Here is a 21,029-nt window from a genome sequence, read left to right on the forward strand (position 1 = left end):
CAGTAGCGCTTTGCAACTCTACCGATCGTTCAGATTGTTCATGAACACCGCGGGCAGGTAAATTGAGAATAAGCCCCTGATATCCACGGCAGCAAACGCCATCATAGACAACTTGACTTCATATTTTCGAGATGGCGCTCACCAACGCGACCCTGCCCAGCAAATCGCTCGGCGGTTCGAGCTGCAGCTTGAAATATAAGAAAGCGCCACAGGACGCCTTCCTGAAAACATGGCAGCCCGCGATCGACGCATGGGCAAGGGGCCAGAAGGTGACGCGCCTGATCGGTTTCGATGCCGGAAAGCGCGATACGATCCGCTACACCCATGCCGCCAAGATCGAAGATCCACTCTACGACTATCGCTATCCGCTGCGCGGATGGGGCATGGACCGCGAAGCGTGCGAACGCCGCATTGCCGCTGCTGGTCTGCCCGTTCCGCCCAAATCGAGCTGCTGGTTCTTATGTTTGCAGATGGTGTCTCGTCTCATCACAACCCTTTATTTATGCGCTATAAAATTAACCGCCGTTTGAGACGATTCGAGACCATTGAAGCGCTCGGGACAGTTGCAAAGCGCTACTGCACTTTGCAACTGTCCCGAGCGCAACCGCCGAAGGCGGCGCGACTCGTCGCGGGGGCATCCGGAATGACTTTGCTGAGCGGAAGAAACTAACTTGCCATTGCCTGTCGGGTTGCTGATGCGGCCTTGATCATTGCGCCGACAGATTGGGAAATGTCTGGTACGCGCCCAAATCGGCCGTTTGGGCCAAGCCGTGCCGCCCCCGAAACCTGCCATTCCTCCGGATACTTGGTGCGTTGGGAGTACCGCTTCATCGACACTCCCATTTGACAGTCAGGCCAAGAGGACCTTCGATTCAGCTTTGAGGCGCGATGGCGATCGCAGAATGGTCTGTGGAGGCATCGACTGGAACACCCGCCTCCTTGCGTTCGGAATAGCGGTCGACAAGTTGCACCGCATGCGGACGCATCAGCACGGTGAAGCGGACCAGCTCCTCCATGACGTCGATGATCCGATCGTAATAGCTCGACGCCCGCATCCGGCCGTCTTCGTCGAACTCTTTGTACGCCATTGCTACCGACGACTGGTTGGGGATCGTGAACATCCGCATCCACCGACCCAACAGGCGCAGTGAATTGACGGCATTGAAGGATTGCGAGCCGCCGGACACCTGCATGACGGCAAGTGTCCGTCCTTGCGTCGGCCGCATCCCGCGCATCTGAAGCGGGAGGTGGTCGATCTGCATCTTCATGATGCCGCTGATCTGGCCGTGTCGCTCCGGGCTGCACCAGACCATGCCTTCGGACCAGAGCGCGTGCTCGCGCAGCTCATGCACGGCCGGGTGGTCGTCTCCGGCCACCTGATCGGGCAGCGGCAGGTCGCTGGGATCGAAGATCCGCGTCTCGGCGCCGAAGAACTGCAACAGGCGAGCAGCCTCCTCCACGGCGAGGCGCGAGAACGAGCGTTCCCTGAGCGAACCATAAAGCAACAGAATGCGGGGCGGAGGCTGGTCTGAGCCGAGGCCGGTGGCTGGACGCTCGAATGCGAACGCCTTGTCCAACGCCGGCAAATGGTCGGGGGCTGCGAGTTCACGCAATCTCATTCTCGAATACCTTTCTCAAGTCGGCTGCACGCCGCTTCATTTCGGCGGCAAAATGTCTGTTCGAACCTCGCCCGGCACGACTGCGGTCCACTTTTTCGCGGGACGATCGCAGGGCATCGCGGTCGAAGAACCGGGCGGCACTGACCGACCGCACAGGTATTTGGGCTCTAGGCCGGTCGATCCGCTGTCGGCGCAGAAGCCGTGCCGCCGCCAAGCGCGATCTGCATGTAGACGGTGTCGAGCCATCGGCCCGCCTTCCAGCCCATGCCTGTCAGTCGGCCGACGTGTTCGAAGGCGCAGGATCCGTGCAGCGCAACGGAAGCAGGTTCGCCGCCTCCGATCACAGCGACCATTTGCCGGAAGCCGTAAGTTTCCGCAGCATCAAGCAAAGCCGTGAGAAGTCGCTTGCCGATCCCGGAGCCCCGTCGATCATGCGCGATGTAGATGCTGTTCTCGCAAGCAAAAGCGTAGGCAGGACGATCTCGGAACTGCGTCGCGTATGCATAGCCGACAACTTCCGTTCCCTCGCAGGCGACGAGGAAAGGCCAATTCCGGTCGGTGATGGTCTCAATCTTGACGGTGGTCTCGGCAACCGTGGGCGGAACGATCTCATAGGTCGCCGTGCCGTGCAGTACGTGATGGGCGTAGATGGCAGCGATGGCTTCCGCGTCATCGACGGTCACGCTTCGAACAGAGATCGTCACTGGCGTACTCCAAGTGGTCTTTTAAGGTTCAACATGGCAGGCAAACGCTGGCCGGTTCGCTGCACTGCGGGCGCACTTACAGGAACGGGATTCACTCGCGTCCCGTCAGATGCAGGTCAGCTCAGCCAGCAGCGGCTCGTAGAGTTCGGTTCGACCCTGGCAGCAATCCTTGGCGAGAAAGACCATCACGCCGCGCAAGGAATCCAGGTTGGCGCGCTGAATTTGCTGTCGCCCGCGCTTTTCGGCGATGACGAGACCCGCCTTCACCATGACGGCGAGGTGCGTCGAAAATGTGCTCTGGCTCAGCCCAGATGCCTCGACCAATTCACCCGTGGAAAGCCCACCGGGCTCATGCCGGATCAACAGCCTGAAGGCCTCCAGTCGCGTAGGGTGCGCGAGCGCTGAAAGCAGAGCGAGGGCTTCTTCGGTGTTCATTCATCGTAATTTACCGATTGGATTGCGATCGTCAATATTGAATCGGAAATTCCCGATAAAAAGCCGGCCGGTGCCTCAGCTGTCGGCAGCCTCCGCCAGCGCCGAAGTGAGCAGCGCGGACACATCGCGTGCGGTTCGTGCAGCGCCCATCAGGGTCGCGGAGCCAGGCCCCGTCCAATCGCCGTATCCGGCCATCCAGAGGCGTTCCTCTTTGATCGAGCGATAGTCCTCAACGTGGACCCTGCCATCGGCCTCCACCACGTTCAGCGATTGCAGGTGGTCGAGCGCCGGCTTGAATCCGGTGCACCAGATCACCGCATCCACGGCTGTTTCCGATCCATCGGGCCAAACTACGCCTGTTGCCGTCATTCGGGTGAATGGCCGCACCGAGGAGAGGTCGCCGCGATCGCGCGCCGCTTTGACAGGAGGAACCATCACGATGTCGCCGACACCGCCGACAGGCTCTCCATCTGGCGGCCCTTTCATCCGAGCCACGGCCCTTTCGAAGAGTACCCGCCCGTCGACATCATCGGGAAGAAACAGTGGGTCATGTGTTGTAACCCAGGTCGCGCTGGCAATCGGAGCAATCTCCGCCATGATTTGCGCGCCGCTGTTGCCACCCCCGACAACCAGCACCGATTGCCCGGCATAGGCCTCCGGGCGGTTGTACAGCGCGGAGTGGACTTGCGTCCCCTCAAACAGATCGTGACCGGGATACTCAGGCACATAGGAGTGCGACCAAGTACCGGTCGCGCTGACAACGAAGCGAGCAAAATAGGGCCCATCCTCCGTCACAACCTCCAGATGAGCGCCGGACCGGCGGATGGTCTCTACGCGTACGGGCCTTTGGATGGGCAGCTTGTAGCGTTCCTCGTAGCGGCTCAGGTAATCGAGCACATCATCGCGGGTCGGATACCCCTTGTGTGAGGGCGGGGGCATCAGCCAACCGGGCAATGAACTGTATCCCGCTGGAGAAAACAGCCGCAGCGAATCCCAGCCATGCCGCCACGCGCCGCCAGGACCGGTTTCTGAATCGACGATCACGAAATCTGCCCCGGAACGGCGTAGATAATAGCCCAACGACAGCCCCATTTGCCCGCCGCCAACTATGACGATGTCGTGCGTTTTCATTCGGTCGCTCCCATTCCGAGGATCGAGGCAGTGCTGGAGAAAGCATTGGCGCCGCAGCAGCTTGCTTGAGCTCGCATAACTTTGAACGACGTGCATTCCTCTAAGGACCGCAATAGCACGGTGAATCCATATTTCCACGGTTTTGGAAATATCGATTGACGAGCCTTCGGCGCGCCCATATTTCGATAATCCTAGAAGGATCGACGAATCATGAATGACCTCAACTCCCAGGTGTGGGCAGTCGATGCATTGAGCGCTTTGGCGCATGAAACGCGCTTGTCCGTGTTCCGCATGCTGATCCAGGCAGGGCCGGAAGGCCATGTCGCGGGCGCCATTGCCGAGCGCGCGGGCGTGCCGCAGTCGACGATGTCCCACCACTTGAGCACGCTTGAGCGCGCAGGCCTCGTTCAATCCGAACGGGAAAGCCGCCTCATCCGCTACCGCGCCAACTATGCCGGAATGCAGCGGCTGCTCACGTTCCTCATGCAGGATTGCTGCCAGGGGGCGCCGGAGATGTGCTCGGACCTGATCGCCAAGATTCGCTGCGATACATCAGCTTGAGGGTGCTCCATGTCCGACAGAACCTACAACGTCCTGTTCCTATGCACCGGTAACAGCGCGCGCTCCATCCTGGGCGAAGCGCTCATGAACCAGCTCGGTGGCGATCGCTTCGTGGCGTACAGCGCCGGCAGCCAGCCCAAGGGCAAGGTTCACCCGATGGCTCTTGCGGTTCTCGATGAAATGGGGATCGACAAGCGGGGCATGTATTCCAAGAGCTGGGACGAGTTCGCGAAGCCCGGCGCTCCTAAGTTCGATTTTATCTTCACCGTCTGTGACAACGCCGCCGGTGAGACATGCCCGGTGTGGATCGGACATCCGATCACGGCGCATTGGGGTATTGAGGACCCGGCCGCAGTTGAAGGCGAAGGCCAGCGCGAGGCGTTCCTGAAGGCGCTGCGCTATCTTCACAACCGCATCTCGCTGTTCCTCACCCTCCCGCACGACAGCATCGACAAGATGGCGATGCAGCAAAAACTTCTCGAAATCGGCCAAAGCGAAGGTGCGAGCCTCAAAGCTGGAGTAAACAGTATGACCACCGACATCATCATCTACCACAACCCGGAGTGCGGCACGTCGCGCAATGCCCTCGCGATGATCCGCAATGCCGGCATCGAGCCGCACGTCATTGAGTATCTGAAGACGCCGCCCTCGCGCGCATTGCTGGAAAGCCTGATCTCGCGTGCGGCTATGACCCCTCGCGCGCTGCTTCGCGAGAAAGGCACGCCTTATGCCGAACTGGGCCTGGGTAATGCCGACCTCACCGATGCCGAATTGATCGATGCGATGATGGAGCATCCGATCCTTATCAACCGGCCGCTGGTCGTCTCACCGCTCGGCGTTAAGCTATGCCGTCCGTCCGAAGAAGTGCTCGACCTCATTCCCGCTGCGCAGCAAGGCGCTTTCGCGAAGGAAGACGGCGAACAGGTGGTCGATGCGGCCGGCAATCGCGTAGCTGGCTGAGCGAGCAGGACCCATGACCATCGAGCCCAAGCCGGAACGTCTCTCGTTCCTTGATCGCTATCTGACCCTCTGGATATTCCTGGCCATGGCGCTGGGCGTAGGCTTAGGCTCCGTGTTCCCCGGCCTACCAAAGACAATCGACAGCCTGTCTTGGGGGTCGACAAACATCCCCATCGCAATCGGCCTGATCCTCATGATGTATCCGCCGCTTGCGCGGGTACGGTATGAGGAACTGCCTCATATCCTCGACGACAAGCGCATCCTTGTGATCTCGCTCATCCAGAACTGGCTTATCGGACCAGTCCTGATGTTCGCCCTCGCGGTCCTGTTCCTGCGCGACAAGCCGGAATACATGACCGGCCTGATCCTGATCGGTCTGGCGCGTTGCATCGCCATGGTTATCGTCTGGAACCAACTTGCGAAGGGCAACAACCAGTACGTTGCAGCGCTGGTCGCGTTCAACTCGATCTTCCAGATCTTGTTCTTCAGCGTCTACGCTTGGTTCTTCCTGGCTTTCCTGCCGCCGTTGTTCGGGCTCGAAGGTAGCGTGATCGACGTGAGTTTCTGGACGATTGCCCAAGCTGTCTTGATCTACCTTGGCATTCCGTTCCTCGCCGGCTTCGTGACCCGAAAGGTGCTGACGAAGGCCAAGGGCAACGAGTGGTATGAGCACACGTTCCTGCCGAAGATTGGGCCCGTGACGCTGGTCGCGCTGCTCTTCACGATCGTTGCTATGTTCAGCCTCAAGGGAAGCGAAATTCTCGCGCTGCCCGGTGATGCCCTGCGCGTGGCGGTCCCGTTGACGATCTATTTCGTCGTCCAGTTCACGATCGCGTTCTTCATGGGGAAGCTCGTCGAGAGCGATTACCCGCGCACGACGGCCGTTGCCTTCACAGCGGCAGGCAACAACTTCGAACTCGCCATCGCGGTTGCCATTGCGGCTTTCGGGCTTTCGTCGCCGGTTGCGTTCGCTGCAGTGATTGGGCCGCTGGTCGAGGTGCCGGTCCTGATCCTGCTGGTCAATGTTGCCTTCTGGTTTGGACGGCGCTGGTTCCCTGACACTGTGCCACAGCGGGCGCGCGCGTCCACCTGAGCCTGAGTTCGCGAACTGTTGTCTGCGCCGAGATCTCTCAACGATAGCCCTCTCGGCACAGACACAGCAGTTGCGCCTGCTCGACATCACTTCGCCAACGGCAGCTTTCTTCGTTTTTCAAACCAGAACCGGTCGGACAGCAAGCGGCCCATCGCGGTCATTTACATGCGAGATACCCGTTCAAGCTGCTGGTCGCAGGCAGGCTGTTGATTGAGAGAATTTTTCGTCGAGCGATGGGCCCAACCAAAATCCATCAAGCGTTGTGCAGGGCAGGATCAGTGCTGCGCAAGCGGGGAGGGTTCTAAACTGAATCTGCGTTCAATGGGTATCCCGCCCGTGACGGGCTCGCGTCGCCATGTAGCGTAGAGCGAATTGAGCGTGCAACGTGGCGTCGATTGTAATGTCCTCAGGGCTCGCTCGCATCATGAGCTGGCCGCCCCTGGTTTTGGCAGCATTGAACGCAATTGCCGGATTTCCGCCTCTTTGGCTTCCAACGCAGCCTCCAGCATGATGATACGATTGAGCAACTGGTTGATCACGTTGCGCAGCTCGGCCTTACCGCTCGTGATTTGTGGTTTGGCCTTCGGCGGCTTCGGAGCTTCATCTAACAAAGCGAGAAGTTTGGAGCATCGATAGGCCGTCGCTCGACTGACCCCCGCCTCGCGGGCAACATTGGTTATGCTCAGCTTGCCATTCGTCGCGGTGCCTTTGCCGTCGCGCAAGCGGTTATAGGCGTCAAGCAGCGCGACGGTGGTTTGCGATTTTCGGGGAGGGTTCGCTTTCCTCGTCATCGTTCGACCTGTTCCAGCAACTGTCTGTAAATAACGATCTGTGCCTCAATGGCGTGTTTCTGGATCGGGCTGATGTTCTTGCTATTTTTCATGGTCTCGGCATCTGCGATGCATGATTGCAGAGCCAGCACATGCCGCCTCGCCACCACGCTGTTCGGACAACGAGCAGGCTGGCACCTCGTAAATGCCGGCTGCACCTCAGCTCCTTTCACCTTCAAGCAGAGGGCGTGGTCGGCATAGAAGAAGCAGTCGTTGATATAACCCGGATGAAGCGTGACGGCAGTGTTTGAAAGCATTTTTGCGCGGCGCCGATCATCAACGACCGTGCCGGGCAGATCACCAATCTTGCTCCTGATGCTTGTAAATTCGGCGACGAGTTTCGAGCGCATGGGGCCGCCTGGATTGATCCCTGCCTTCCAGTCCTCGTACATCTCGACGATATCGCTGAGCTGAGCGAGGCGACGTTCCTCTTCGATCTCCGAACGGAAGCCGGATTGGGAAGTGCCCGCATAGCCTTCGAACATCATGGCGCTCGCGTGCCCATATTGTATCATGCCCGCGATCACGCCGAAGGGCTGGCTGGCGATGTACCATGCAAGGGTGCGGCGGAGCTGACGCGTACGCCACCGCCAGGGTTTATCACCCTCGTCCGGGATATGATATAGTGCCAGTATGCGGTCGGCTTCGGCGGGCGCCGCCGCTGCCATTTCTTCGGCGAGCCGGCGACACTCCTTGGCGAAGTAGTTTAGGTATACGGTCGATTGATGTGCCGTAAGCTGGACATTGCCTACCCCCCGAATCAAGGCCGGTTTGAACAGGGGCTCATCATCTCGCGGCGCTTCCGTTCGATCGGCGCTGTTGTGTAGATAGTCCTGCAACCGTATTGCTGCCAATACGGCCCTGGCAACAGGCTCTATTACAGTCCAGCGATGTTCAGCGCCGTCGACGTTTTTGCGGGTTTTGAAGATTCTTCCGACGAGTTCGTAGCCCTTAACCTTCCCATGTTCGTCTCGCACGAGTCTTAGGCAACCACGCTTGAGCGCGGCCGCTTCCTCGCCTCGCATTCCGGATAATAGGCCGATTACGAGATAGCACGCGGCCATCGCCGGTATGAAGGTATAACGACTGCTGAAGCTAGGAAGATGCGACCGCCACGCAGTGTTTGTTCCTGGCATGTTGGCCCAAACACTGCTTGCGCCTGGGCGCTCGGTTCCGAGTTGCGAGATTGCCTTCTCGAGCATAGCCGAGCGTGCTTTCAGCACTTCCACGCCGAGACCGCTGGCCTTGCAGATTTCTGGCCACGCGGGTCGACCATCTTGGGTCGCCGGTACTCCAGAGCCTGATGCTTCAAGTGCATCCAAATAAGCGCGCAAGCGCTGGTCGCTTAGTTTCGGTGACACTCTTTGCCGACGCGCGGCGATGTTGACGCCAGCTATTCGATGTCGGGCGATGAGATCGTCGATCCCATGATCGACGTAGAACATGGCCCACCGCAACGCCGGCGCGCTAATGGCTTCCGGTATTCGCGGTGTGACATTTTCTCGGCCACCCCGGTATCCCGCGATCCGAGTCGCTGAACGGTTACCCCAAGGAGCTATCCCGATCCCCCGGAACGACAGGTAGGGCGTATAGAGCGCAAGTCGCCGTACGCAGAGGATCTTGTAGACAAGAGTTGCCGGTGCGAGGTGCCGCTTCGCGGACAGCCAGTGATCCAGCCAAGGCTGATCGATCTCGTGTAGTTGAAATCCGGCTTCCCGCACTTCTTGCAAAAAATACCGGATGATATTGCCGACCTGCATCAGCGAACCAGGTTTCAGGACGCCGAGGCGGCCGCGCACCTTGTCTCGGGAGTCGTAGTTCAAAGACAGGAACAGATATTCTCGTACGAGTTCCCGCTCATCAGCATCGGCGATCCGACCGAAGCAGATACAGGCTTCATGGGCCTTTTTCGGCCGCGCGATGGCACATTCGAGCAGCCACTTATCGTCCCCGACCAGAGAGATATTCTGCTGCTCACGGCCACTCACGACCATGTGGGGCGGAATCACCAATGCCGAACGGTCAATCCGCCAAGATGCTTCGGCACGTTCCAGAACCGGACGCATGCTCAGCCCCGCTGAAGATGTGGCGGCAGAGCTGGCGCCACAGCGGTATTTTCCACTGTGGACCGAGCCTGTTCGATATCGCCAGCGTCGAACACGGGGAGTATCTGTACCATAATTCGATCATGGTCGGCGCTGTAGCGCTCGTGCCACTCCGCTTCCGTCATGACGGCGCGCCGATCAGCTAGCCATGTCAGATAGGTCAGCAACGCTGGCAGCTTCCGTGCGGTGAACACAGCATTCGGGCAATGGAGGCAGCCAGTGAACGCGGTGGCGCAGGAGCCGTCGTCATTCCGCCCAAGTGGGCTCGACCAGAATCCGGAACACATGCCGAGGAACGTATCGGCATTGCCTGAGATCAACGACGCGACAGCGCCTGCGTCGAGCTTTTGGTTTCCGATCGAGAGGCCGGCTACGAGCGCGCTGGTTTCCTCCTTCGGTGGCAGGACCAACGGTATCATCGCCATGTCGAACAATTGACCTTCGGCGACCTCTACCGAGCGCGCATGCTCTTCTCGAAGCCCGTCCACCGCGGCATAATGCCGAGCGGCAACTGGCTTCGAGTGATCGCTCGCGAAGCGGCGAAGGTGGCCTGCGTGGCGCACGTAATTGTCCCGCTTCACCGTTTTTCTTAGCTGGGCGGGAACGATCTTGGTTATCGGCTTACCCGCTTCATCGACGAGGCCGAGGCTTCTGATAGCGGCGTAGAAGTTATGGGTAGAAAGGCTGAACCGCCGCCAGCTCGGCAGTCCGGCTGCAACGAAGCCGACCCACAGGTAATCCGCATTCGGGTCGCCTCGATCGGCCATTCGCTCGGCGGCGGGCCGGGATAGTTCAAGGGCAAGGCGAACGAGTCCGCCTGGCGTATTGATGCCACCGTCACGCACGCGTTCGCGCTTGATCTTGGCGCGCAGACCGCCTCGCCCCTTCGTGTATTCAATGGAGACATATCCTCTCGCGGGGTTCTTCAGGCAGTCGCGCCGCAGGGTCCGCAGGCATTCTATCGGCATTTCGACCCGGAGCGCGATGGCGATGATGAAGCAGATCGCATCAGGCAGTGTGAGAACGAGAAGATCGCTGGCGGCGGCGATGGCAACCTTGCGATATTTGAACATGTCGAACTCGCTTCGAGCGGCACGCGTGCCGTCGGCGACTTTCAGGAACACATTCTCAAAGCGGCTCCTCTCCAGCTTGTTTCGCAAAGCTTCGATCTGCTCGCGTCCCGCCACGATCCTTTCGCGTGTAGCTATCACGCTGCGATCAGCGGCCTCTTTCAGGACGCGAGCGACGAACGGTGTCAACGGTTCGCGGGGCCGTAATGCCGTTCCATTGTGACGGCTCGTGAAGTTGATCCGCGCCTTCAGATCCGGACGTAGCAGATCAGGGTTGCGTTCGTCTATCGCGCGAAGGCCGTGAACAAGGCAACGGAACCGGGAGTATTGGCCCCGAACGTCGCAAGCATCGATGTCAGCGGCCGTAATCACGCGAAGCCCCCCGTCGAGGCGCCCGCTGGAGGACAGATGTTTGCCGAGCGGGATCCAGCTCTGTCGATACTGTTCGACACTCGGGACGGCCAGGCCGGCGAACAGCTCGTTCATCATCGGCCCAAGGTACAAGGCAAGATCGCGGCCCAGACCTTCGTTCCCTACCTCGTGCAGCAACCAGGTCATTTCGCGCCCGACACCGTCACGATGATGATAGGCTAGGATTGCGTCAGCTTGCGGCTCCTCCTGCTGCGGAGGTAAATCGCTGAACGATAGGCGAGGCCGTCCCACTGCTAGAAGAAGCCCATCAGACGAGAGTCCAGCGCCTCGGCCGCCTGATCTACGAGTTCGAAGGCTTCATCGAGGTAGGTGAGGTATTTTTCAGTGGTCAGGATGCTGGCGTGACCCAGCCATCGCTGGACCCGGCGCAAGGGGTCGCTGACGACCTTCATGTAGATTTCCTCGGTTCGATCTGGGACAGATCGACCGTCGAGCCTCTTCACTTCCGCTTTGATGAGGTGCGTAAGCCAGTAGACGGCAAAGGTATGCCGGAGGGTATGAGGCGATACCTGTAGGTCCCAGCCCATGTTCTCCGATAACTTCTTGCTGGTACGCCGGAAGATCGACTGCCATGCCGCGGGGGTGAGGGCTTGGCCGTCCTGCGCCAGCCATAATGCTGCCGGCTGCGCACTTTCCAATGGCGCGCCCGACCCGGGCAGCAATAGGAGATTCCGTCGTTCGTCGATTCGCAGAGTCGCCAGCGACCGCGGGCGTTGCTCGCCCTGGATCAAAACGCGCTGCCCGCCCGCAAGTGTGCCGATGAGCGGCTGCCGCATGGTCCGGACCCCACCCGCGCGTCGCCAGCGATCGACCAACTGGCTTCGCTCCTCGCGAACATAGGCGTCGATAAAGTTACCGGCGACCCGCCTCGGGAACGGCACCGATCGAGGTTTGCGCCCTTTGGTGATTGTGGCGGGAAGGTCGATCATGGCGGTGCGACTGCCCTGGAAGACGCAGGCATTCGTTGTCGGCAGTTCTCCGATCAGAAGGCTGGCGCCTTCCTCAAGTCTGACACCCGTGGTCACGAGTAGCTCGGCGAACGCGGCATCGCGCATCGGATTCCGGCGTTGAGTGATACCGCTCGCTTGACCCTGGTCCAACAGGCCTTGGTCTCGGAACAGAATGTAATCCTCGAGCGGGATCATGCGGATCGTATCTTCGGCAACCGCGCCATCACGGCGGAATCTGGTTTTCGGCGCCACTGAAATCAGTCTCACTTCCTCGCTGGCGGCCCATTGAAAGAACCGCGTCAACGCCGCAGACGTGCGCTTCCAAGACGATCCCGATAGTCGGAGCTCGCCCGGCCCCTCGAGCCGAAGGCTGCGATATTTCCCTACATCGACACTGGATGCGTCGAGTAACGACTTTGAACGCACATCCCGCAGATAGCGGGCAAAGACCTGAAGATCCCGAGCATAGTGGCCCGCGCTGGCAAGGGACACGCCATCGGATCGCAGGAACGTGATGAACGAATTGACTTCGACAACGGGGCTTCCGTCGGAATGAAGGAGAGAAGGGAGAGTTGTTTCGGGTAAGTATTTGATTGCGTCCTGCTTTATGGCGTCATCAAGCGCAGGCCGGATCATCATCCCATCAACAAATATAGGCTCGACGCCGAGCCAAGGATCGAACGGAAAAAGATGCACTGAATCCTCGATATGTCACTGGGCGCTTCCGCTTTATTGCCCCGACCCGATCGATGATGGGGCAATATCCATAGCCCGTCAAAGAGAATGAATCGTCTCAATGGCGACATAATGGTTCTGCATCGGGATGACCCCGCCAGAAGTCCGCAATCTGCCCGTATGGTGCCTTCGCCTGATCGTCCTTGTCGAAGCGCGCGCCGCACCGCGCCTCCATACGGTCGAAGGTCTCTGGCGCAAATCCACGCGCGCGAGACCGGGACGCATGACGGACTTCATCCGCCATGAACGGCTGCTGCCCGCCGACGACATCGACCGGATCATCAGTGATGCCCCGCTCGACCTGATCCAGTTTCAGGACGTCGCGGCCTCGATCCCCGTCGACGAGCGCCCGACCATGCGCAGCTGGATCGAACGCTTCAACGCTGCCGTGCCCGTATCGCAGCGCCCCCGTCTCGCCGCCTGACCCACAGGAGAATTGCCATGTCCCTCGCAACCGTCGCAGCCGGTATGTCCGAACGCGAAATCATCGCCCGTCTCAACGATCGTTGCCGACACGGCCTCGACCGTACCGGGCGAACCGTTATCACCCGCACCTGCCTCGGCACCTTTGCCAACAATCCGGTGGCCGAGGTTGTGGCCCAGGCCCAGATCCTCGCAGAGGTGCGCAAGTTCACCTATCCTGACGACGACAGAACCGAGCGCGATCGGGGCCAGATCGAATACCGGGGCACGACCGTCTATTTCCAGATCGACGCCTATGACGCCAACCTGAAATGGGGTTCGCCCGATCCCACCGACGCCAGCGTCACGCGCAGGGTCATGACGATCATGGTTCGCGAGGATCTCTAAGGTGCGGGCCGATGCTCCGATTGCCAACCACGGTTGACAGTAAGGGGTGTGTCAACTATGGTTATCACATGATCGAGATGATCCAGTCTAACGCCTTCAATCAATGGTTGGCTGGTTTGCGCGATTCAAATGCGAAAGCCCGGATACAGATCCGCCTGCGTCGCTTGAGCCTCGGAAATCCGGGCGACGTAAAGCCCGTAGGGGATGGAATATCCGAGCTTCGCATTGATTATGGGCCGGGATACCGCGTTTACTACATGAAGCGCGGCCCCATCGTGATTGTCCTGCTTTGCGGCGGTGACAAGAGCACCCAGGCACGAGACATCGCGCAGGCAAAGTCAATCGCGAACGCATGGAAGGAATGAAATCATGGACGTGACTTTTAGCCGTTACGATCCCGCCGACTTCCTCAAGAGCGAAGCGGACATTGCGGCCTATCTGGACGCCGCTGCTGAGGATGGTGATACCGCCGTAATCGCCGCCGCTCTGGGCGACGTGGTGCGCGCTCGCAATCTCAGCAAGCTCTCACGCGATACCGGCCTTAGCCGTGAAGGCATTTACAAAGCCCTGTCCGGTGAAGGGAATCCGAGCTTCGCGACGATCGGCAAAATTGCCGATGCCCTTGGATTGCGTATCAGCTTTCAGCCAAATCAACAGGCGATCACACCGGCGCCATAACAGCCGCTGGCCTCAATTGCAGGAGATCAGACCGTGAGGTTGTCTATGGAAACCTTCCGCTCGAGCGAAGTTTCGAGGCGCTTCGGTTTCTACTGCGATAAAGCCATGATCCACCCGATCGCGGTCGAGCGCGATGGTGCCGTGCGTGTCGTCATGCTGTCGGCTGAGGAATACGAACGCCTGGCACGGCTCGATCACATCGCCCTTGCTCCTGAGGAACTGAGCGAAGCGGCATTCAGCGCCATTGCTAATGCCGAGCCTGTCGTCGATCCGGACCTGGCCAATCCAATCGAGAGCGCCGTGTCCAAGGCCGAATAAAATGAAGGCGGTGCCGGGCGGTCGCGTTTACCCGGCACCTGGCGCGGCCATTAGCATTCTCGTGTCCACGTTCAAGATGCCTGCGATGCACATGCACAAATCGTCATAACTCTAACGACGTTCTACAAGTCGATGTTGCGCCGCTCAATTTCGTCGAGCACGGCCTTTTCGAAATCAGTAAGGTTTTCACCGTCTTCGACTTTATCCCATGCATCGACCAACTGTTCGTCGGTCATCTGTTTCGGGTCCATCATCCGCGTTGCTCCTGCATCGACAGGGCGATCATCACACGCGCGCGCGTCCCCTGCAACATGGGCATAGCTTTGGCGCGATAACAACTATTATGTTAATTATTAGATAGTTATATGGCTTCCGATCATTCCTCAGCCTACGCTTGGCGAGAGGCATTTAATGTTGCAATCGCCTAAGTTCGTACGATCATGACGTTGAGTACAACTGCGGTGAAGGAGATGGCAATGACGTGGACCACTCTAGTCTGGATCGGGCTATTAACGCCGCTGGCTTTCGTGCTCCCATATTGGTTTGCAGTCAGGCTGCTCCCCGCCGACGTCAAGCCATACATGGACCACGCTTTCACATTTCGACTGTTTGCAGTTGGTTGGATCGCGGTCATCGCATTTACCGCCATTCTTAACGGCGTGGGTTTTCAGGACCTGATCGAGGGGCATCCCAATAGGGAGCGCGCGGTTATGATCGAGGTAATCTCCGTGGGTGCCGCTGCACTCGTCTTTGCATTCAGCGGCAGCCGAAGAATGTCCCTTTTTCTGTTGGTATCCGGACTGTGCGGAAGCGCCTTGGCGCTATCGGGTGTTCTGCTCAGCTAATTCACGGTTGATGCAGCCGAGAATCTAACGGGATCGAAACCGTAGCAGCGGCTTCGACCCCGTCGATTGAATGAGACCCATGCATTACCGTGGATCAACCAGAGCAACGCCTGAACGTCGACTCCGGCTCCATCCATAATAGATCGCAATGGGTCAATTTAACATGAACGAACCTGCATGGCTCGTTCCCGCGCATTTGCGCACATCACCCGAAGGACATCACCCGAAGGACAAACCTATGACTATCTCGTCTCTCTCAGCCCGCCGCCGTCATCTCACCTCGTTCGAGAAGTGCTATGCCGTCGCCTGTCAGCTTCGCGACACCACCGGCGCCGACCAGTTCGTCGTGCGTACCGACAACCCTTTGCAACCCTTCCGCGTCTCGCGCCATCAGCCGACCGAGCCGGAAACCATTCTTGCGCTCGTAGCCTGAGCGCTCAATTCCAGACCTTCTGATCCGCCACCATTTCGGCGGGCGTCTTACCCGCCACCAGATTGCGCGCCGAAACATGCAGCACTTGCGCCCCCGATTCCCGAACGGCCCGAGCCATATAGGCGCGACGGTTCGCCAGGATCGCAAGCCAGCGCATATCCTTCACAGTCTCTTTCAGATCCCGCTCGCAGGTCAGATACCACAACTTCATCTGCAGCGGGTTCTTGTCCTTGAGGATCTCCTCAAAGGCCAAGTACCCCTCGCCATAGCGCACGCCCTTTCGGTCGTCGTTCCACAGGTCGAAATAGGCATCAGCCATTTCGCGGGTTGCGAAATATCCGGCATCCAGACTCTCACCCACAAGGGCTCCCGCCAGCAGCCGGCGAACAGGTCGAAGTTCGACGTCGTTCACCGCGTCCATCAGGGGCAGATCGTAATTGTACCCCTCCAGTACGTCCTTCATCTTCATAGGTTGTCCTCCTTCGGTGAGACCTATGGGCAGGTTAGAACATTAAGAGAACACCCTAGTCAAGGCTCATGCGGTCATTCAAATGACCTGAGATTTCATTTTCGAGAACTTTGGTCTCTCTTGAAATTAACCGTTCGTTAGGAATTGAAACTCAAAACTCGCCCCGGTGAGCGAGAAGCAGTCTTGTTCCCTGCCGGTCTGGTAATCCCCGACACCCCCCTGTCCCATAATATTTGCCAGACCGGCAACCCGCAGCGCAAGCGGTGCGGTCCCTAACCCCATGCACCTTGAGAAAAGAGGGACGCGGAGGATATGCGAACATCCTCATGGAAATCTGACCGATCGCTGCGCGATCGCTCCTGCGGATAGGATCACCATCATGGAACCACTGCGGCACCTTGATCGAGACACGCGCCGCGCGCGCCTTCTCGCCGCACGCACCCGCCCTGTCGGCGGAATCAACCGGTGCGGCATCTTCACCGGCCATTGGGACCGCGGCGACGTGGTGCGCCAGTTTCGCGGTGGTAATGGTTCGTGGCTTGGCCTTGCGACCTACGGTGCAAGAGATCCTGCTACCTGATCACGTAGCCCCTGGCTCGGCCTGAACGTCACAACGCGGCGCGCGGACACCGGCACTTCCACACCAGTCTTCGGATTCCGCCCAATCCGCTCGGCCTTATCATTCAGCAGGAACGTCCCGAAATTCGTGATCTTGACGTTCTCGCCCGCGGCCAGCGCATCCGACATGCGCGCGAGGATCTGCTCCACCATGTGCAGCGCCTCATTCCGCGAAAGCCCAACCGTGCGATGCAGCGCCTCCGCAAGATCCGCGCGCGTCAACGTCGATCCATCTTCTACCGGCATTTACGATCTATCCCCATTCTCTGATGATCTATGGGCCCTGCGGGCCGAGTGGCGCTCTTTCGCGTGCTTAGAAAGCCTTCGCCTCCTTAGCCCCTGCACCGCTGCCGCAGGGGCGCGCCCTCAAGCGTCACCCTGTCGAAGCTGAAGACGTGCTCATGCGGGCTATTTCGGCACCGACCGACAATGCGCCCCGGAAACTCCACGCCACCCCGCGCCAGCATCACTGTCTCAGCATCACAAATCGGGCAATCTGTGACATACCTCCTGATGACGATCGCCCTTCGGCCCTCTCGTCCTTGCTCGCAATCGAGAACCACACCGCCATCACTGTCCGAAACCTCGCCCATTCCAAGCAATAGAATGCGATCGGTGAACAACCGATCCCATCGGCGCGACAAGGACCAAAAAATGCCGACCGGCACGGTCAGAAGCGCCAAATACGTCATCGGCGCCACAAACACGCCCTTTGCCGCGAAAAATAAGGCCCCTGACAACGCGGCCATGAAAACCATGAAAGTCCCACACAGTACGAGAAGCGGCGTCAGGAACAGCCACCTTCGGTAATCCTTGGCGTGCAACCCCACTCCGGGATGAGTCAAACGCCCGACCAGTGACAACCTCGGCGCATTCTCGCTGACTCGATAACGCAACACCGACCCGTCCAGCTGGAATGCAATGTCCTGCGCAGATTCTCCGATCACGCCCAAGCGATAGCGATAGGGTCTGCGATCCTGATCGCACCGCAACTCCAGCAACCCATCCAGTCCTTCCGACAAATGGGCCCGGTGGGCATCGAACTGGCGCCGCAACTTCTTCTCGTTGGCCCACACGTTCGATGTGAAATCTGACCTCCCAGGATCAACCACAGCGACAATCTGCGTGCGTGTGAACTCCTCGGACCCGCCCCGCGCACACAGGATCACCAAGCCTTTCAGAAAATCCTGAATGTCGCGTCCATCGACACGACGTTCGATAGAGGTATGAATAATAGCGATTTGTTCTGGAGATAGCTTCGCTTCTTCAAAGGTCTTCATAGTCCTTTAGACTTCGCCCCTCGCATGCGCCCCTTGGGCGGCTCCACCGAATGGAGCCTAACATGCGCATCGACACCCTCAAGTCCTACCGTATTCCATACCAGATCAAATGTCGTGGAATTACAATCCAACTCGTAACAATCGGCAAGCATCTGGCTCTGCGGATCGTCAACGATCCCAAAGATGATGGCAATTTTGAAAAGCTAATCCGTGTTGACGAATGCCCGGTTCTTCAATGCGTTCATCCAGAATGCTTTCGCGCATATCGGTTGAGCAACGGGCAGTGGAGAGTCACGAGGCATCAGATCACTCGCCTCGGGTTTCATGTCATTCATTGGATCAGGCCAAGGGATTAGGGGTCATCTCGCCTGCGGCGAGACCGGGCTCTAGTCGCCTGCGGCTCCCGGAGCCCCTTCGGGTCTCCGCCCTGCGGGTAACGATCCCTTGCCCGGGCGCCCTGCCCCCGCCGTCAGCGGGCCTGCAACGGGCCTCAGGGCCCTGCGCCGCGATGAGGCCCCCTACCCTCTCAGCAGCCCTCCACCGCGCTCCTGGCCACGCACAATGCCAGTAGCCTGCGGCTGTTGTCGTCCCCTTCGGGGCCGGTTCCCTTGTCTATGCTGGGGACCGGCGAGGACGCCGATCCCCAGCACCAACCTCGCGCCAGGTCATTCACCACAAACTGCGCCACCCCCGCCAGTGTCCCGGCGTCGCACACCGGGTTGCTCAATCAAAAGCTGCCTCCAACCAAGCTGCGCTAGCCGGTCCGCGCTGGCTGGCTTTTGTCTGCTTGTCGCAGACAGCCAGCGCGGACCGGCAAGCTCCGCTAGGTCGCAGCGCGACGTCTTTTGATCGAGCGATCCCCGGCGTGCCACTTGGGACACAGGCGAAGGTGGCTCCGTGTGCGGTGAATGACAACCGACCCCTTTACGTTCTGTTGGTCAGTAATGACGGCCCTGTCGGGCCGACGTTTCTTTGTAATGTCGCTACCGCGCCAGCTATTCAGGCTCAGGTTCACCATGTACGGTAAATAGCTGTCAAGAAATCAATGCAGTTCAGTATTTAGAGTTTAGGTAGTAGAATTAGTGTGTCGGAAGGGAAGGGGAGACGCCCCGGACCAAAGACAAGGGGGCAGGCCCCGCACTATAGGAGTAATAGCTATGAACATCGGTTCTTTCGCCCTTAAGAACGGCCAGCTCATCGGTTCGATCGCAACCCTGACTGTCGACCTTGCCCGCCTTGGACTTCGCCCCGTCGAAAGCACGAACGAGAAGGCCCCCGCGTTCGAGATCATGGCGCTTAACGTCGCCCGCAAGTGGGTTCAGGTCGGCGCGCTTTGGGAGGCGACCAGCAATTCCACCGGCGAGGTTTTCTATCAGGGCAGCCTCGACGATCCCAGCCTGCCCGAAAAGATGGCAATCATGGTCTTTGGTGACGACGAGGACGGCTATCGCGTTGTCTGGAACCGTCCGACCCCCATGCGCCAGAACATGGACGGTACCCGCCAGACCCGCCGCCGCCAGCGTGACGACAATTTCGGTGAAGGCAACGCAACCGAAGATGGCCGCATCGCCGCCGAGAACGAAGAGGACAACGTCCCCGCGTTCTAATCCCCCGACGGGAAGGGAGAGGGTTGCCCCCCTCTCCCGACCCTTTCGCTATCCCCTGCCAAGGATGAGTTATCATGACCAAGGAAACGAATAACCGCAGCTATAGCAGCTTTGCCGAACTGGCCAAGGCTATCGGCACCACACCCGCCGAACTGCGCAGGCAGTACCTCGACAAGGCGATTGCCGACACTATGCGCGACGAGGACGAAGCCGGAACCGCAGCCGCCGCCGACGAGCTGGACGAACTGGCACGACAGGCAGAGATCGCCGACATGATCGCGCAAGATGGCGTGTCCGATAGTTTCGCGCTGGCATTCGGTGACGTGAGCGCGCTTTCCATTCTCGAAATGGGAGCCGACCGGCAGGAACTGGACATGCCCGAAGCCGCCGAGGCGCAGGCAGAATGTCACGCCATCGTGAACACGATCTTTGACCTTTTCCGCGATACCCGCCTTGAACCGAGCTCGCAGGCGATTGCATGGGGCATCGTCAATTCGTTTCACTACGAAGCGGAGAAGCTGGCCCGCGAAGAGGACACGCTTTGCCGTGACCTGAAAGACCGGATCGAGCAGGACGACCGCAGCGAAATCTATGCAACCGAGATGGAAGATTTGCAGGTCCGCGCGCAAACCAAGATGGAGCAGCGCGCCGCGATCGAATGCATGCGCGACTATGCCGCCAACTGCTACCGTTCGCAGACCGGCCGCCCATGGAGCACCGCGCGCGGATCGAGGGTTTCCAGCGCCACCACCGCAAGCCAGATCGCATCGGCCGATTTCCTCAAAGCCCGCGCCACCGCCTTGCGTGAAAAGCGCAACCCCACCGGCCCGCTTGTCGTCTTTTCCGGCGGTCAGGAATGGCACGACTATCAGCAGCTTTACGCCCGCCTTGACCAGATCAAGGCTCGCATTCCGAGCATGACGCTTTGCACCACCGGCCAGCGCAAGGGATGCGACGCCATCGCCGCAGCTTGGGCCGCACAAGCTGGCGTCCCGATTGTCACTTTTGCCCCCAACGCGCAGCGCTTTGGCAAGAGCGCAGGATTCAAGCGCAATGACCAGCTTGTCAGCCTCCGGCCCGTCGAAGCGATCATTTGCCAAGGCACCGGCATTCAGTCGCACTTGCTGGACGAACTGAAGGACGCAGGCGTTCCCACCCACGCCTTCCGCTACGATGCACAGGCACCCATGCCCGCCGAAGCCAAGCGGCAGCAATGGGGATGATATAACAGGGGCGGACCAGCGCCGCCCCTTCACTTTCCTTGGCAGGAGCATCGGGCCAGCATCGGGGGACTTCCCCGGCGCGGGCCCTTTGTCGTGCCCTTGTGCCAGGTGGGGGAAACCCTA

24 protein-coding genes and 3 pseudogenes are annotated in these 21,029 nt (G+C 59.4%); 16 read left to right on the plus strand and 11 right to left on the minus strand.

Annotated elements, in window-relative coordinates; all coding sequences use genetic code 11:
- Positions 1 to 137 precede the first annotated feature (137 nt).
- Positions 138 to 464: pseudogene (locus tag GR702_RS18175) on the plus strand (hypothetical protein); the annotation flags it as partial.
- A gap of 408 nt (positions 465 to 872) precedes the next feature.
- Here the strand turns inward: GR702_RS18175 and arsH are convergent.
- The 4 genes from arsH to GR702_RS18195 all read right to left on the minus strand — a co-directional run bounded on the left by arsH (position 873) and on the right by GR702_RS18195 (position 3,889).
- Entirely contained in the window at positions 873 to 1,619 is a 747-nt protein-coding gene (gene arsH, locus GR702_RS18180; RefSeq protein ID WP_062069117.1) for an arsenical resistance protein ArsH, read from the minus strand.
- Between the two features lie 167 nt (positions 1,620 to 1,786).
- Positions 1,787 to 2,323, minus strand: coding sequence for a GNAT family N-acetyltransferase (locus GR702_RS18185; RefSeq protein ID WP_037509299.1), 537 nt, complete (start codon positions 2,321 to 2,323; stop codon positions 1,787 to 1,789).
- A 105-nt stretch (positions 2,324 to 2,428) separates the two neighbouring features.
- On the minus strand, positions 2,429 to 2,758 hold the full coding sequence (locus GR702_RS18190) for an ArsR/SmtB family transcription factor (protein ID WP_037509301.1): 330 nt from the start codon (positions 2,756 to 2,758) through the stop codon (positions 2,429 to 2,431).
- A 75-nt stretch (positions 2,759 to 2,833) separates the two neighbouring features.
- On the minus strand, positions 2,834 to 3,889 hold the full coding sequence (locus GR702_RS18195; RefSeq protein ID WP_037509361.1) for an ArsO family NAD(P)H-dependent flavin-containing monooxygenase: 1,056 nt from the start codon (positions 3,887 to 3,889) through the stop codon (positions 2,834 to 2,836).
- 210 nt (positions 3,890 to 4,099) lie between these two features.
- Here GR702_RS18195 and GR702_RS18200 point away from each other — a divergent pair, with 210 nt between their 5' ends.
- The 4 genes and pseudogenes from GR702_RS18200 to arsB all read left to right on the plus strand — a co-directional run bounded on the left by GR702_RS18200 (position 4,100) and on the right by arsB (position 6,503).
- Positions 4,100 to 4,450 carry an ArsR/SmtB family transcription factor gene (locus GR702_RS18200; RefSeq protein ID WP_037509303.1) on the plus strand — a complete coding sequence of 117 codons (351 nt, stop codon included), beginning with the start codon at positions 4,100 to 4,102 and terminating at the stop codon, positions 4,448 to 4,450.
- A gap of 9 nt (positions 4,451 to 4,459) precedes the next feature.
- Positions 4,460 to 4,957: pseudogene (locus GR702_RS22140) on the plus strand (arsenate reductase ArsC); the annotation flags it as partial.
- A gap of 21 nt (positions 4,958 to 4,978) precedes the next feature.
- Positions 4,979 to 5,410, plus strand: a complete 432-nt coding sequence (gene arsC, locus GR702_RS22145) for an arsenate reductase (glutaredoxin) (protein WP_037509366.1) — start codon at positions 4,979 to 4,981, stop codon at positions 5,408 to 5,410.
- 13 nt (positions 5,411 to 5,423) lie between these two features.
- Positions 5,424 to 6,503, plus strand: coding sequence for an ACR3 family arsenite efflux transporter (gene arsB / locus GR702_RS18210; protein ID WP_037509304.1), 1,080 nt, complete (start codon positions 5,424 to 5,426; stop codon positions 6,501 to 6,503).
- A 422-nt stretch (positions 6,504 to 6,925) separates the two neighbouring features.
- On the opposite strand, the gene GR702_RS18215 is transcribed toward arsB, so the two are convergent.
- The 4 genes from GR702_RS18215 to GR702_RS18230 all read right to left on the minus strand — a co-directional run bounded on the left by GR702_RS18215 (position 6,926) and on the right by GR702_RS18230 (position 12,586).
- Complete coding sequence (locus GR702_RS18215; RefSeq protein WP_052076616.1) at positions 6,926 to 7,294, minus strand: TetR/AcrR family transcriptional regulator; 369 nt, start codon at positions 7,292 to 7,294, stop codon at positions 6,926 to 6,928.
- Complete coding sequence (locus GR702_RS18220; protein ID WP_155282051.1) at positions 7,291 to 9,399, minus strand: site-specific integrase; 2,109 nt, start codon at positions 9,397 to 9,399, stop codon at positions 7,291 to 7,293. The genes GR702_RS18215 and GR702_RS18220 overlap by 4 nt, the downstream gene beginning before the upstream one ends.
- Positions 9,400 to 9,401: 2 nt before the next feature.
- On the minus strand, positions 9,402 to 11,066 hold the full coding sequence (locus tag GR702_RS18225; RefSeq protein WP_160987143.1) for a hypothetical protein: 1,665 nt from the start codon (positions 11,064 to 11,066) through the stop codon (positions 9,402 to 9,404).
- A gap of 107 nt (positions 11,067 to 11,173) precedes the next feature.
- Positions 11,174 to 12,586, minus strand: a complete 1,413-nt coding sequence (locus GR702_RS18230) for a tyrosine-type recombinase/integrase (protein WP_062069127.1) — start codon at positions 12,584 to 12,586, stop codon at positions 11,174 to 11,176.
- A gap of 112 nt (positions 12,587 to 12,698) precedes the next feature.
- Here GR702_RS18230 and GR702_RS18235 point away from each other — a divergent pair.
- From GR702_RS18235 to GR702_RS18265, 7 genes and pseudogenes are all read left to right on the plus strand, one after another.
- Positions 12,699 to 13,049 (plus strand): annotated as a pseudogene (locus GR702_RS18235) (hypothetical protein); the annotation flags it as partial.
- Positions 13,050 to 13,066: 17 nt separating this feature from the next.
- Positions 13,067 to 13,435: a DUF3768 domain-containing protein gene (locus GR702_RS18240; protein ID WP_103095393.1), complete on the plus strand. Its 369-nt coding sequence runs from the start codon at positions 13,067 to 13,069 to the stop codon at positions 13,433 to 13,435.
- Between the two features lie 68 nt (positions 13,436 to 13,503).
- Positions 13,504 to 13,800 carry a type II toxin-antitoxin system RelE/ParE family toxin gene (locus tag GR702_RS18245; RefSeq protein ID WP_103095437.1) on the plus strand — a complete coding sequence of 99 codons (297 nt, stop codon included), beginning with the start codon at positions 13,504 to 13,506 and terminating at the stop codon, positions 13,798 to 13,800.
- Between the two features lie 4 nt (positions 13,801 to 13,804).
- Positions 13,805 to 14,113: an addiction module antidote protein gene (locus tag GR702_RS18250; protein WP_103095394.1), complete on the plus strand. Its 309-nt coding sequence runs from the start codon at positions 13,805 to 13,807 to the stop codon at positions 14,111 to 14,113.
- 45 nt (positions 14,114 to 14,158) lie between these two features.
- Positions 14,159 to 14,431 carry a type II toxin-antitoxin system Phd/YefM family antitoxin gene (locus GR702_RS18255; RefSeq protein WP_202408366.1) on the plus strand — a complete coding sequence of 91 codons (273 nt, stop codon included), beginning with the start codon at positions 14,159 to 14,161 and terminating at the stop codon, positions 14,429 to 14,431.
- 476 nt (positions 14,432 to 14,907) lie between these two features.
- Positions 14,908 to 15,276: a hypothetical protein gene (locus GR702_RS18260; RefSeq protein WP_160987144.1), complete on the plus strand. Its 369-nt coding sequence runs from the start codon at positions 14,908 to 14,910 to the stop codon at positions 15,274 to 15,276.
- A 238-nt stretch (positions 15,277 to 15,514) separates the two neighbouring features.
- On the plus strand, positions 15,515 to 15,709 hold the full coding sequence (locus GR702_RS18265; protein ID WP_062069132.1) for a hypothetical protein: 195 nt from the start codon (positions 15,515 to 15,517) through the stop codon (positions 15,707 to 15,709).
- A 4-nt stretch (positions 15,710 to 15,713) separates the two neighbouring features.
- Here the strand turns inward: GR702_RS18265 and GR702_RS18270 are convergent, their stop codons facing one another.
- Positions 15,714 to 16,178: a hypothetical protein gene (locus GR702_RS18270; protein WP_160987145.1), complete on the minus strand. Its 465-nt coding sequence runs from the start codon at positions 16,176 to 16,178 to the stop codon at positions 15,714 to 15,716.
- Positions 16,179 to 16,557: 379 nt separating this feature from the next.
- Between GR702_RS18270 and GR702_RS18275 the strand changes: the two genes are divergently transcribed.
- On the plus strand, positions 16,558 to 16,758 hold the full coding sequence (locus tag GR702_RS18275; RefSeq protein WP_160987146.1) for a hypothetical protein: 201 nt from the start codon (positions 16,558 to 16,560) through the stop codon (positions 16,756 to 16,758).
- On the opposite strand, the gene GR702_RS18280 is transcribed toward GR702_RS18275, so the two are convergent.
- Both GR702_RS18280 and GR702_RS18285 read right to left on the minus strand, forming a co-directional pair.
- Positions 16,731 to 17,042, minus strand: a complete 312-nt coding sequence (locus tag GR702_RS18280; RefSeq protein WP_202408367.1) for an integration host factor subunit alpha — start codon at positions 17,040 to 17,042, stop codon at positions 16,731 to 16,733. The genes GR702_RS18275 and GR702_RS18280 overlap by 28 nt on opposite strands.
- Before the next feature lie 86 nt (positions 17,043 to 17,128).
- The gene (locus GR702_RS18285) at positions 17,129 to 18,076 is read right to left on the minus strand and encodes a hypothetical protein (RefSeq protein WP_160987147.1); all 948 of its coding nucleotides are present in this window, start codon (positions 18,074 to 18,076) and stop codon (positions 17,129 to 17,131) included.
- Between the two features lie 62 nt (positions 18,077 to 18,138).
- Here GR702_RS18285 and GR702_RS18290 point away from each other — a divergent pair, with 62 nt between their 5' ends.
- The 3 genes from GR702_RS18290 (at position 18,139) to GR702_RS18300 (ending at position 20,906) form a co-directional block, all read left to right on the plus strand.
- Entirely contained in the window at positions 18,139 to 18,432 is a 294-nt protein-coding gene (locus tag GR702_RS18290; protein ID WP_160987148.1) for a hypothetical protein, read from the plus strand.
- Positions 18,433 to 19,233: 801 nt separating this feature from the next.
- A complete protein-coding gene (locus tag GR702_RS18295; protein WP_160987149.1) occupies positions 19,234 to 19,683 on the plus strand; it encodes a DUF736 domain-containing protein in 450 nt (149 codons plus the stop codon).
- Between the two features lie 74 nt (positions 19,684 to 19,757).
- On the plus strand, positions 19,758 to 20,906 hold the full coding sequence (locus tag GR702_RS18300; RefSeq protein WP_160987150.1) for a DUF2493 domain-containing protein: 1,149 nt from the start codon (positions 19,758 to 19,760) through the stop codon (positions 20,904 to 20,906).
- Positions 20,907 to 21,029: the final 123 nt, after the last annotated feature.

The organism is Novosphingobium silvae (genome assembly GCF_009856825.1).
Taxonomy (GTDB): domain Bacteria; phylum Pseudomonadota; class Alphaproteobacteria; order Sphingomonadales; family Sphingomonadaceae; genus Novosphingobium; species Novosphingobium silvae.

What these genes read in the sequence shown, in the direction of transcription:
- arsH (WP_062069117.1), bottom strand. Translation starts at nt 1,619, where the DNA reads ATGAGATTGCGTGAACTCGCAGCCCCCGACCATTTGCCGGCGTTGGAC.
- GR702_RS18190 (WP_037509301.1), bottom strand. Translation starts at nt 2,758, where the DNA reads ATGAACACCGAAGAAGCCCTCGCTCTGCTTTCAGCGCTCGCGCACCCT.
- GR702_RS18195 (WP_037509361.1), bottom strand. Translation starts at nt 3,889, where the DNA reads ATGAAAACGCACGACATCGTCATAGTTGGCGGCGGGCAAATGGGGCTG.
- GR702_RS18200 (WP_037509303.1), top strand. Translation starts at nt 4,100, where the DNA reads ATGAATGACCTCAACTCCCAGGTGTGGGCAGTCGATGCATTGAGCGCT.
- arsC (WP_037509366.1), top strand. Translation starts at nt 4,979, where the DNA reads ATGACCACCGACATCATCATCTACCACAACCCGGAGTGCGGCACGTCG.
- arsB (WP_037509304.1), top strand. Translation starts at nt 5,424, where the DNA reads ATGACCATCGAGCCCAAGCCGGAACGTCTCTCGTTCCTTGATCGCTAT.
- GR702_RS18215 (WP_052076616.1), bottom strand. Translation starts at nt 7,294, where the DNA reads ATGACGAGGAAAGCGAACCCTCCCCGAAAATCGCAAACCACCGTCGCG.
- GR702_RS18220 (WP_155282051.1), bottom strand. Translation starts at nt 9,399, where the DNA reads ATGCGTCCGGTTCTGGAACGTGCCGAAGCATCTTGGCGGATTGACCGT.
- GR702_RS18225 (WP_160987143.1), bottom strand. Translation starts at nt 11,066, where the DNA reads ATGACCTGGTTGCTGCACGAGGTAGGGAACGAAGGTCTGGGCCGCGAT.
- GR702_RS18240 (WP_103095393.1), top strand. Translation starts at nt 13,067, where the DNA reads ATGTCCCTCGCAACCGTCGCAGCCGGTATGTCCGAACGCGAAATCATC.
- GR702_RS18245 (WP_103095437.1), top strand. Translation starts at nt 13,504, where the DNA reads ATGATCGAGATGATCCAGTCTAACGCCTTCAATCAATGGTTGGCTGGT.
- GR702_RS18250 (WP_103095394.1), top strand. Translation starts at nt 13,805, where the DNA reads ATGGACGTGACTTTTAGCCGTTACGATCCCGCCGACTTCCTCAAGAGC.
- GR702_RS18255 (WP_202408366.1), top strand. Translation starts at nt 14,159, where the DNA reads ATGGAAACCTTCCGCTCGAGCGAAGTTTCGAGGCGCTTCGGTTTCTAC.
- GR702_RS18260 (WP_160987144.1), top strand. Translation starts at nt 14,908, where the DNA reads ATGACGTGGACCACTCTAGTCTGGATCGGGCTATTAACGCCGCTGGCT.
- GR702_RS18265 (WP_062069132.1), top strand. Translation starts at nt 15,515, where the DNA reads ATGACTATCTCGTCTCTCTCAGCCCGCCGCCGTCATCTCACCTCGTTC.
- GR702_RS18270 (WP_160987145.1), bottom strand. Translation starts at nt 16,178, where the DNA reads ATGAAGATGAAGGACGTACTGGAGGGGTACAATTACGATCTGCCCCTG.
- GR702_RS18275 (WP_160987146.1), top strand. Translation starts at nt 16,558, where the DNA reads ATGGAACCACTGCGGCACCTTGATCGAGACACGCGCCGCGCGCGCCTT.
- GR702_RS18280 (WP_202408367.1), bottom strand. Translation starts at nt 17,042, where the DNA reads ATGCCGGTAGAAGATGGATCGACGTTGACGCGCGCGGATCTTGCGGAG.
- GR702_RS18285 (WP_160987147.1), bottom strand. Translation starts at nt 18,076, where the DNA reads ATGAAGACCTTTGAAGAAGCGAAGCTATCTCCAGAACAAATCGCTATT.
- GR702_RS18290 (WP_160987148.1), top strand. Translation starts at nt 18,139, where the DNA reads ATGCGCATCGACACCCTCAAGTCCTACCGTATTCCATACCAGATCAAA.
- GR702_RS18295 (WP_160987149.1), top strand. Translation starts at nt 19,234, where the DNA reads ATGAACATCGGTTCTTTCGCCCTTAAGAACGGCCAGCTCATCGGTTCG.
- GR702_RS18300 (WP_160987150.1), top strand. Translation starts at nt 19,758, where the DNA reads ATGACCAAGGAAACGAATAACCGCAGCTATAGCAGCTTTGCCGAACTG.